Origin of the sequence: Colwellia sp. (assembly GCF_013215345.1) — a bacterium.
Classification (GTDB): domain Bacteria; phylum Pseudomonadota; class Gammaproteobacteria; order Enterobacterales; family Alteromonadaceae; genus Colwellia.
Map to the genome: position 1 here is coordinate 1 of NZ_JABSOV010000119.1, position 11,273 is coordinate 11,273.

The 11,273-nt window shown below is 40.6% G+C and carries 7 protein-coding genes; 6 read left to right on the plus strand and 1 reads right to left on the minus strand.

Going from position 1 to position 11,273, the window contains the following annotated elements; genetic code table 11:
• Positions 1-146: 146 nt before the first annotated feature.
• A complete protein-coding gene (locus tag HRT50_RS15055) occupies positions 147-2,342 on the minus strand; it encodes a S46 family peptidase (protein ID WP_291615922.1) in 2,196 nt (731 codons plus the stop codon).
• A gap of 281 nt (positions 2,343-2,623) precedes the next feature.
• Between HRT50_RS15055 and HRT50_RS15060 the strand changes: the two genes are divergently transcribed.
• The 6 genes from HRT50_RS15060 to HRT50_RS15085 form a co-directional block, all read left to right on the plus strand.
• Positions 2,624-4,018 (plus strand): imelysin family protein, encoded by a 1,395-nt coding sequence (locus tag HRT50_RS15060; protein ID WP_291615924.1) that lies wholly within the window; start codon positions 2,624-2,626, stop codon positions 4,016-4,018.
• Positions 4,019-4,173: 155 nt separating this feature from the next.
• Positions 4,174-5,871, plus strand: coding sequence for a di-heme oxidoredictase family protein (locus HRT50_RS15065; RefSeq protein ID WP_291615926.1), 1,698 nt, complete (start codon positions 4,174-4,176; stop codon positions 5,869-5,871).
• Between the two features lie 19 nt (positions 5,872-5,890).
• Positions 5,891-7,357, plus strand: a complete 1,467-nt coding sequence (locus HRT50_RS15070; RefSeq protein ID WP_291615928.1) for a di-heme oxidoredictase family protein — start codon at positions 5,891-5,893, stop codon at positions 7,355-7,357.
• 42 nt (positions 7,358-7,399) lie between these two features.
• A complete protein-coding gene (locus HRT50_RS15075; protein WP_291615930.1) occupies positions 7,400-8,560 on the plus strand; it encodes an imelysin family protein in 1,161 nt (386 codons plus the stop codon).
• An 11-nt stretch (positions 8,561-8,571) separates the two neighbouring features.
• Positions 8,572-10,887 (plus strand): TonB-dependent receptor, encoded by a 2,316-nt coding sequence (locus tag HRT50_RS15080; protein WP_291615932.1) that lies wholly within the window; start codon positions 8,572-8,574, stop codon positions 10,885-10,887.
• 147 nt (positions 10,888-11,034) lie between these two features.
• Positions 11,035-11,273, plus strand: a 239-nt coding sequence (locus HRT50_RS15085) for a twin-arginine translocation signal domain-containing protein (RefSeq protein WP_291615934.1), incomplete at its 3' end; no start/stop codon positions are given.

An 11,273-nucleotide genomic window follows, 5' to 3' on the forward strand; every position in this document is an offset into this window, starting at 1 on the left:
AAGGTGACTTAGTTGCCGGTTTAACATTAGTTAAGTGTTAGTGATACAAAATGCACCTAACTTATTTTTAACAAAGATAATAAAAAAACCGGCATATAGCCGGATTTTTATGTTCAGAGGTTGTTAAAGCTTAATTTAGCTAATGTTTACTCAACAATATCCATTTCTTCAATTAAGTTAGTGGCGCCATCTACGTGCTCCATAACCCAAAGCATGTAACGCACATCAACGTGAATTGAGCGATTTAACTTAGTATCGTAATCCCAATCACCAATAATGCTTTCATAAACACCATCAAACACTAAACCAACAAATTCAGCTTTGTCGTTTAACGTCGGTGAGCCTGAGTTACCACCAGTAATATCTAGGGTACCTAAGTAGTTAACCGGTACTGAGCCAAGCGCTTTTTTCGCGTACTCGCCGTATTGCTTGTTCTTGATTAAGTCTAATTGCTTTTGCGGCGCATCAAATGGTGCAATACCGGTATCTTTAGCAACAATACCTTCAAGAGTGGTATAAGGCGTAGCCGTTAAACCATCTTGCGGAGAGTAACCTTTAACATTACCGTAAGTAATACGCAAAGTGCTGTTCGCATCGGCATATACTGGCAAGTTGTTATCGTTAAAGTAAGCAATTAACGCTGCCATGTATTTAGGACGGTAAGCTTGAATATTACCGGCTAATTCTTTTGACTGATCTTCAATGGCTTTACGTTCTTTAAAGCTAGTAACCGCTAGTTGAATGAACGGGTCTTTGCTGTTGTTAAAGTCGCTAACCGATTTATTCATCAAGGCTAAACGTTGCTCTTGAGAATTAAGCTTGGTGCTTTTGTACATTATTCTTAACTGCTTACGAAGCTTCTTCTCATTGAAGTTTTTAGCTGTGCTGTTAGTTAAGCCGAAGAACTGATCAAATGACTTAAGACGCTCAGTTTTAGGTAGCGCAATATAGTGCGTTATCATGGCAACTAAAATTTCTTTATCAATTTTCTCATCATAGCGACGATCAACAGACTTCATGCCTTGTTCAAAACGGGCTAGATCACGTTCTTGGTAGCCACGTTCACGTTCAATATTTGGTTTTTGTTTCTCAATAGCTAAACGGTGTAAGCTTTTAGCTGTACTTAACATTTTGCTGTAACGCATATAACCAAGAATCAAGTCACGTGCTTGTTGTTTGTCATCTTGCTTAATAAGCTTATTTAAGCCTGATAAGGTATCACCGTACTGTGCTTGACGTTTAGTACTACGATGTAACCATTTGGTTAAATTTGTTTCAAGCTCTTGCTTACGCGCTAAGAAAGAGCCTTTGTTATAGCTGTGGATCATTGAGCCATAGTTTTTAGCGTAATTTGCTAAGCCTGCTAGTGTGCTTTCATACTTAATACGTGCTTCACTGCCAACTTCGGAGTGAGTATGAATTAAATCAATAATCTCTTCGCGATAAGCTTTGGCGTGTGGGTAAGTCCAAGAAAAAGTATTTTCAACTTCATAAGCGGTGCGGTAACGGTTAGTTCGGCCAGGGTAGCCAAGTACCATGATGTAATCACCGTCATCAACACTGCTTTTGTTTACTTTTAAGTGATGTTTAGGTTTATAAGGTACGTTGTCTTTGCTGAAATCAGCAGGTTGACCATCTTTACCAACATAAGCGCGGTAAAAGCCGTAATCACCGGTGTGACGTGGCCACATCCAGTTATCGATATCGCCGCCGTATTTACCAATACTGCTCGCTGGCGCATGGACTAAACGTACATCACGAATAGTTAGCTGTTTAAATAAGTAATACTCTAAACCGCCGTGGAAGTTAACCACGCTACAGCGGTATCTATCATCGTTTTCACATTCAGCGACTAATTTTTTTGAATTTGTGTCAACCGCTTTATAACGGTCACTACCCGACATTTTTTCGGTAATGCCAGACTTTACCAGTTTAGTTACTTCGGTAATTTCTTCGGTTACATAAATGCGACTACCTGGTGTTGCCGGTAACTCTTCAGCGAAGTTTTTAGCTAAAAAACCATTTTTAAGTAAATTGTTTTCTGCGGTTGAATTGTATTGTACTGAGCCGTAAACACAGTGATGGTTAGTTGCCACCAAGCCTTGGTCAGAAACAAATGATGCGGTACAACCACCAAGACTAACAATTGCACCCATAGGGAAGCCGGTTAGCTCGGTTAAGTCATTGGGGTTTAATTTTAAACCCGCTTTAGTTAATTCTTTGGCGATTGTTGGTAATTGGTTTGGTTGCCACATACCTTCATCGGCTAATGCTACCGTGCTGCAAAGCGCTAGTACTGGCAACATTACTTTTAAGGTAAGTAATTGTTTAAGTTTTTTCATAAGTTCCCTAACAAAAATTTTTAGTTATTTCTTGGTAATAACTCGCTTTTGGCGACGTTACTCCTTAGACCAAACGGATTTTGCGCTAGTACAGTAGCCGAGTCAAAAAAACAGCCAAAAAAATGCAATTATCTGTGTAAAGAGTTTCTAAGTAGTCTACTTAGCTCAAAAAAGCGTAATTTTCCTTGGGAATTTGTAACAAAGTGTAGACATAATCGTAATCATAGTTATAATGCGAACCATTATCATTTGTAATTTAACTTTTAGGGATTAGGGTAAACATGAAATTTAGTTCTTTTTCAAAAATATCAGCAGCATTAATCGTTGCTTTAAGCTTAACGGCTTGTGTCGAAGATGGCGATGACGGTATCTCAGGTGTTGTTGGCGTAGACGGTGCTGCCGGTAAAAGCGGTGTAAGTACTTTTGTTACCCGTGACGATGTTATTAAAACTAACGCTAATATTGCTTATGCAGCTTATTCTGATGCACTAATTAGTGCTACTGAGCTTAAAGTTGTTCTTGAGTCATTTGTTGCAGCGCCAACAACGGCTAATTTTGCTTTAGCAAAACAAGCTTGGTTAGCTTCACGCGAACCATACGGACAAACTGAAGTTTACCGTTTTCGCCAAGGTCCTATCGATGAATTAAAAGCTGATGGCACATTAGGCAAAGATGATGCTGGTGAAGGCCCTGAAGGTTTAATCAATGCATGGCCATTAGGTGAAGCAATTATTGATTACGTAGAGCCTGTAGATGGTTTATCTGGTCCTGAAAGCCCAGCTAATGCAATCACTGATAACATTATTGCTAACACAACTGATTACTCAACCATTGATGCTGCGACCTTAGAAGGCCTTTTTGAGCATGGTGAAGATGGCCGTAACGTAACTACCGGTTACCATGCTATTGAGTTTTTATTATGGGGTCAGGATTTAAACAAAGATTTATCGGGTGCAGGTACACGTGATAATTCGGCTGGTCAACGTCCGGTAACAGATTATTCAAATACAGTTAACGCTTGTACTTCAGGTACGGTTGCTACAACGGATAATATTTGTGTTCGTCGTGGTCAATACCTAGTGACTACTGCTGAATTACTTATTAAAGAATTGAAAGCCGTAACTGAGCAATGGGAACCAGTTTCTGGTGCACATTATAAAAACTTTGTTGCCGGCGGCGATGTATCGTTAGCAAAAATTCTTGAAGGCATGGGTCGTTTAAGTTTTGGTGAATTAGCCGGCGAACGTATCAATATTGCCTTAATTGAAAACTCTCAAGAAGATGAACATTCTTGTTTTAGTGATAATACTCACAGAGATATTTTCTTAAATGCCAAAGGTGTACAAAACAGCTTTAACGCTAAATATGTTCGCATTGACGGTGAAGTGATTGAAGGTGCTTCAATTTATGACTTACTAGTAGTTGAAGAGCAGCATGAATTAGCTAATAAATTACGTGGTGCGTTAGAAGCAACTATGGCTGCTGCAGCGGTAATTGATACTAAAGCTAAAACAGGCATGCCATTTGATATGTTAATTCAAGAAGGCATTACCCAACCAAATATTAAAGCAATTATTGACGCATTAGTTGCACAAACTGATGATATTGAAGCGGTAATTGATGCACTTGGTGTTACAAAAAATGACCTTAGAGGTGATACAGACCAAGATATCTAAAACGTAATTGTTTTAGTAAATATTTTGTTTGTAGGCAATGGGCTCTGGTTGAGCCCATTGTTAATTTCAAAAATTATATCATCCACATAAGTGAGTATTCATTTATGTGGATTAATTCGTTTAAAGCCAAGCATGTATAAATTGAGAGCACAATAATGCATAAAAGCGCAGTCGTTATTTTCCTAGGTTTCTTTTTACTCAGTACAGTTTTATCAGGTTGTGGAGGCTCTGATACGGTAGAAAAAGTCACGCCAGCACCTGAACCACCAACACCAGAGCCAGTACTTGACCATAGTGGTTTAACAGCTATAAGTATCGATGTAATAGATAAGTCTGAATATTTATCAGGTGGTGATGCCACCGTATTTGTCAGTAATGAGAATGCTTTTAGCAGAAAACCTGCATTGATTATTGATGATTTTCAGTTAGACGGATTTTTTACCCAAGGTGACCACTTATTTCGCACTCCAGATGATGATATAGGGCCAATTTTAAGTACAGGTAGTTGTCAAGGTTGTCATTTAAATGATGGCCGAGGCGTAGTGCCCGCGACACCTACTACACCAATGAGCAGTATGTTGGTTAAATTAGCCAATGGTAAAGGTGAAGCTGATCCAATGTATGGTGACCAAATTCAACCTTTTTCCATTCATGGTTTTATGGATGGTAATGCTTTGAGCGCAGGTTTTTCTAAACATGATGGTTCTGTGAGTGGTGTCCAGCTTTATGGTGAAGCATTTCCATTCATCGTTTTTGAAACCATCATTGGTTCATATCCAGATGGAACAGCTTACGCCTTACGTAACCCAGTTTATAAAGTACGTGATTTAAGTTATGGCCCTTTTATGGACGATATACGTTTTTCTGCGCGTGTGGCTCCGCAAGCATTTGGTGTTGGTTTACTGGATGCTATTCCACAAGAAAATTTACTTGCCCTTGTTGATGAAGATGATGCTAACGGTGATGGTATTTCTGCTCGCGCTTCCATGGTGACAAATGTTTTCTCGACTAAAGGCAATGATGAAAAGGTCATTGGCCGTTTTGCCTACAAAGCACAAAATCCGACAGTTTTACAACAAGTCGCCGGTGCTTATAACGGTGATATGGGTGTTTCTACTAGTATCATTTCTAGTGAGCCGTGTTTAGACACACAACTTGCTTGTCTGCTTGCCGCCGAACAAGAAAATAAAACGGGTAATGTGGTTGATTTGGGTGATCATTCACTTGCCTTAGTTGAATTCTATAACCGTGTTTTAGCCGTTCCTGCCCGCCGTGGTTATGATAAAGATAGCGATATTTGGACTGAGGAAGTGACTGCGGGCCGCAAATTGTTTTTTACAGCTAATTGCTCTGGCTGTCATACCCCGCGCCATGTTACTGGTGATGCTAAAGGCAGCGAATTAGGTGAGTTAAGCTTAGGTGGTTTAACCGCGAATACTGACACTCAGCATGCTGAATCTATTGCGGTATTGTCAAATCAGACCATTTACCCTTATACCGATTTATTACTGCATGATTTGGGCGGCACCTGTGCCGTAACTCGAGAAACAACGGATGGTTTATCTTGTTCAACGGGCGCAGAGTGTTTATATGTGCAGCGCTGTGACGGCTTAGCAGATGGCGTTATTCAAGGTGATGCCAGCGGTACTGAATGGAAAACTCCAGCGTTATGGGGCTTAGGCTTGGTTCAAACAGTCAATCAAGATGCAAGCTTTTTACATGATGGTCGTGCTCGCACCATTGAAGAAGCGGTTTTATGGCATGACGGTGAAGCAAAAGACTCTAAAGAAACCTTTATGAATTTCAGTAAAGCTGAGCGTGAACAGCTACTTGCTTTCCTTGAATCCTTATAAGAAGTGGCGTTGTAGTTTAATGCAATTAATAACAAAATCTCTATTTATCACTGGGCTGCTAGCTCCTTTATCTGCCTGTGATAAGCCGGACACCGCTACGGAAAATAAAGCGCAAGTACCTGTATTTGAGCAAAGTGAAATTAAAACCGGTGGTGGTATCACTCATAAACGTTTATATGCCAGTTACCTTTATCCGGGCGAGAAGCTTAGTAGCAAACAGCAACTTGATTTTTGGACTGGCTTTTCTTTTTTCCGTGATCCTTGGGTGGCGGCGCCTAGTGCCACGGGTAATCGTGATGGCTTAGGACCACTATTTAATACTCGCTCTTGTATTGCCTGTCATACCGCAGGTTCACGCGCCAAAATCGATGAAGTAGGTCATATTTTACCTTTGTCATTAGTGGTTCGTTTAGGCAGTAAGGATGCAAACATAACCGGTGTTGATCCTATCTATGGCGGTCAAATTCAGCCAAGGGCAATAAGCTACCGTTTAACCGATGCTGCGATGATAAAAAAATCACCTTACACAGATAACGTTGGTGAAGCCTGGTTAGATAAACGTTATGCCAAAATACCGGGTAGGTTTGCCGATGGTGAGTCTTATGAATTACTTAAACCGAGTTATCAACTAACAAAGTTAGCTTATGGCGAACTTGCACCGCATATTGGTTTATCGGTTAGGCTGGCGCCCAATATTTTTGGTATGGGTTTACTCAATGCCATTAACACGGCTGATTTACTTAGCCAAGAAGATATCAATGATCGTGATGGTAATGGTATCTCGGCAAAGTATAACCGTGTGCCTAATGTCATAACTGGCGCTACGGAAGTAGGGCGTTTTGGCTTTAAAGCTAAACAACCTAATTTACATCAGCAAGTCGCCGCCGCCTTTCGCGACGATATTGGTATTACTAATACTAGCTTCCCCGATGAAAGCTGTACTAATACGCAAATGGCTTGTAACTATGCTGCTGAGTATGGCGGCCATAGTTTGGCCGATTTAGAAATACCAGATAATCGCCTCGACTTTACCGTCACTTTTAATGAATTACTCGGTGTGCCTCCTGCTAGAAATCTAAAAAGTAAAACCGTGCAAGCAGGTAGGACACTATTCTATCAACTGCAATGCCAGCAATGTCATAGACCAAGTTATGTCACCGATGAAAATTATCCAGTGAAGGAACTAGCTAAACAAAGCATTTGGCCTTACACCGATTTAGCCTTACATGATATGGGTGCCGGCTTAGCTGACGGTGTTCATGAATTTAGTGCCAATGGTCGAGAGTGGCGTACCGCGCCCTTGTGGGGAATTGGCTTACAGAAATATAAAACCGGGCAGCAACGCTTTTTACATGATGGTAGAGCGCGCACTATTAGCGAAGCTATTTTATGGCATGGCGGAGAAGCAGAACCTGCCAAACAGGCCTATCTAGTATTAACCAAACAACAACGAGATGCCTTAGTTAAGTTTGTTAAGGCAATCTAGGACAATTCAATGGAAGTTAACCAGACAATGATAAAAACTAACATGAAATTTTTAACTAAAACACCAACGCGAGTACTCACTAGCTTGTTCTTTGCTGCTGCTTTAACAGCTTGTGGCGGCAGCTCTGAAACAATAATAGACCCTATTGATCCAGAGCCGACAACACCAGGGGCCACTATCGAAGATGAGTTTGGCTTGTGGCTAACTGATTTAGCCAATAATCATGTTTTGCCAAGTTATCAAAACTTGCAAGATAGCTCAGCTTCGCTTAGCAGCCAAACTACTGAGTTTTGTGCTAAGGCAAGCAATAACAGTGACGAGCTGGTAGTACTACAACAATCATGGCGTGCAGTGGTAGCAAGTTGGCAAACCATTGCCTGGTTAAAAGTAGGCCCGATTGTGAATGATAATCGCATTTTTAGACTGCATTACTGGCCAGATAGTAAAGACAATGTCGGCCGCGGTGTGACTAACTTACTTGCTAGCAGTGAAGATGTTAACGAAGTCTTTATTGCCAAGCAAAGTGTTGGCAGCCAAGGTTTACCAGCGCTCGAGCGATTGTTATTTCCTGAAAGCAATCAAGACAGCTTGATTAACGCCAGCGATAAAGACAAACGCTGTGAAGTATTAACGGCAATAAGCGCCAACGTTGCCACTATCAGTGCAGCAGTTAATAGTGAATGGCAAGTAGCTGGAGGTAATTATCATGCACAACTTACCCAAGGCACAGGTGATTTCAGCAGTAAAAAAGATGCTGTTGAAGAATTAGTCACTAACTGGCTTGAGCAAATTGAGCGCGTTAAAGACGAGAAAATGTTGGTACCTTTATCGGTTGCCAGTCCAGGTATTCCAACGATTGCCGAGCATGTACTTAGTGATGAGTCAGTTAGCAGTATTCAAAATAATATCGCTACCTTCAAGGTTATTTATAGCGCAGGGGGAGGGCATGGCTTTGATAACATTTTAATTGACCATTTAAGCCAACAAAATATAGCCACTGAAATGTTAACGGCAATTGATGGCGCTATTGTCTCAGCTAATGCACTAACGTCTAACTACGAAACTTTATTGAAAACCGCTGAAGGCCGTGCAGAAATCACTGCGACCATTGATTCATTGCGAGCAATTAGAGATGTGTTGACCGTCGATTTTGTCCAAGCTACTGATATCAATATTGGTTTTAACTCAAATGATGGCGATTAGAGGTTAAGGAAATGACAAACTTAGTAGTAGCAAAGACACCAGTGGCGCTAGCACTGACTTTAGCCTTAACATTAGCTAGTCAGCATAGTTTTGCCGCTGAAGAGGCAAGCCCAAGCGGCGATGAGCAATTATCAGCAAGCTCATCAATAAGCAGACCAATAAGTAAGCAAGTAGAAGTGATCAGTATTTTTGGTAGTCATAATCAGCTGGAAACAGCGACAGGCTCTGCTGTAGTGATTGGTGCCGCGCAATTAGAATTATTCGAATTTGATGATATACATCGGGTATTGCAAAGTGTGCCAGGCGTTTATATACGCGAAGAAGATGGTTATGGCTTACGTCCTAATATTGGTCTGCGCGGCGCAACATCAGAGCGAAGTAGTAAAATTGCTTTAATGGAAGATGGTATTTTAATTGCGCCAGCACCTTATGCAGCGCCGGCGGCTTATTATTTCCCTATGATGTCACGCATGACCCAAGTTGAAATATTCAAAGGCCCATCGGCTATTCAATATGGACCTAATACGGTTGGCGGTGCAATTAATATGGTCTCCCGTGGTATTACTGAAAATACTGTCGATCAGGGCGGATCAGGCATGATTGACTTGGCTTACGGTCAAGACAACTATCAAAAAGCCCATGGCTACTATTCACAAAACATCGCCAGTGATAATGCCTTAACCGGCAAAGGGCAGATTGGCGTACTCATTGAAGGCATTCACTTGGGCTCAGATGGTTTTAAAACATTGACCGATTCTCAGGGTAATTCGCAAGATACCGGTTTTGAAAAAAATGAAGTGATAATGAAGCTTAACTATGTGCCGTCTTCATCTGAAAGCAATCAATTCTTCCAATTTAAAATGGGCTATGGTGAAGAAACTTCGAATGAAACTTACTTAGGCTTAACCGATGAAGACTTTGCTGAAGATGGCAAGGTTCGTTATCTCGCCAGTCAAAAAGATCAAATGGATTGGGAGCACTATCAATTTCAGTTGTCACATTATATTGAGTTAAGCGATGAGCTTAGCTTATTCAGTCAGGCCTATCACAGAGAGTTTGATCGTGATTGGGACAGGTTTAATAGCTTTAATACTAACCGCAGTATGCAAACGATTTTAACTTCGCCTGATACAGGAGTGAATAAGCTCTTTATGGAAGTGCTACGCGGTGACCGTGATAGTTTAACCGATAAAGAAGCGTTAATTTTTACCTTAAATGATCGTCGTTATTACTCAAAAGGTATCGAAACTAAGCTAACTTGGGATACTAGCATTGCTTCGGCTGAAGTGATTGTTGACAGCGGTATTCGTCTGCATCAAGACAATGTTACTCGTAAACATACAGCTAGTTATTATGATATGAAATTGGGTGTTATGGAGCGTAACGGCACACCTAGTGCGGTTATTACCCATAATGATGATACGGCGACGGCAGTTGCTGCTTTTACCAATGTTAATGCGGTAATTGATAACTTTCATATTACCCTTGGTTTACGTGTTGAGCACATTGAAGGCGAGGCGATAGATTACCAAGCTAGTGTTGATGTGCCAAGCATTAGCAAAAATTCAGATACGGTGTTTTTACCCGGCGCAGGCTTGTTTTACCAGTTAACTGCAGAGCATGGTTTACTGGTTGGTGTTAATAAAGGTTATGTGCCGAATAGCCCAGGACAAGCAAGTAATGTTGCTCCGGAAGAAAGTTGGAATTATGAATTTGGCTGGCGTTACAGTACCGACGATATTCAAGGGGAAGTAATCGGATTTTATAATGATTACAGTAATCTAAAAGGCGCTTGTACTTTTTCTAGTGGTTGTACACAAAAACTTGATCAAGAGTTCAATGGTGGTGAAGTTGATGTTTATGGTATCGAAGCATCTACCAGTATAAGTTGGCAATTGACTGAAAGCATAAAAGTACCTGTTAAAGTTGCTTATACCTATAGTCAGTCGGACTTTCAAAATAGTTTCGATTCAACTTTCTCTCAATGGGGTAGTGTTGAAGTAGGTGATGAATTACCTTATTTACCTGAGCAGCAATTATCAATAGAAACTGGCTTACAAGCTGAGTATTGGCAAGCCTCATTGATGTTTAAATATATAACTGAGATGAGTGAAGCGGCAGGCAGCAATACGGAACTTGAGGGTTTAACGACAGATGAGTTAATACAAGTTGATTTTTCAGCTTGGTATCAAGTTAATAAGCAGATAAAACTATACGGTAAAGTCGATAATATAACTGATGAAGCAGTTATTGTTTCTCGTCGTCCATTTGGCGCTCGCCCAGGTAAACCTAGGCAGGTAATCGTCGGTGTTAAATATAGTTTCTAGCTTGTTAGTTTAAATGCTTCTTGCGCTTTTTATCAAAAGTGAGGACGAGGAATTTATATAGAAAAACTATATTACATTCCACGCGCCTTGCTCAAAAAGCATTTAATTCAAACAAGAGCTTAATTTGCAGTAAAAGAAGATAAGAATATGATCAGTCGTCGAAAATTTTTATGTGGTTTAGGTATTGTTGGTGCAGTTGGCGCGATCAGCACCTTACCACTTACTTCATTGCTAACAGGCAAAAAGAATTGGCTAGTGAGTGGCTGTAGTGATAAAAAAGGTAATTTCTTTGCTGCGGCTTTTGACTTAACAGGGCAATTAATTAGTAAAGTTGCCTTACCTGCCCGTGGTCATGAGGTTATTGCTATAAAAAGTAAACCCGGCCA

Coding starts and splice junctions, on each gene's coding strand:
- HRT50_RS15055 (WP_291615922.1), bottom strand. CDS start 2,342: ATGAAAAAACTTAAACAATTACTTACCTTAAAAGTAATGTTGCCAGTA.
- HRT50_RS15060 (WP_291615924.1), top strand. CDS start 2,624: ATGAAATTTAGTTCTTTTTCAAAAATATCAGCAGCATTAATCGTTGCT.
- HRT50_RS15065 (WP_291615926.1), top strand. CDS start 4,174: ATGCATAAAAGCGCAGTCGTTATTTTCCTAGGTTTCTTTTTACTCAGT.
- HRT50_RS15070 (WP_291615928.1), top strand. CDS start 5,891: ATGCAATTAATAACAAAATCTCTATTTATCACTGGGCTGCTAGCTCCT.
- HRT50_RS15075 (WP_291615930.1), top strand. CDS start 7,400: ATGAAATTTTTAACTAAAACACCAACGCGAGTACTCACTAGCTTGTTC.
- HRT50_RS15080 (WP_291615932.1), top strand. CDS start 8,572: ATGACAAACTTAGTAGTAGCAAAGACACCAGTGGCGCTAGCACTGACT.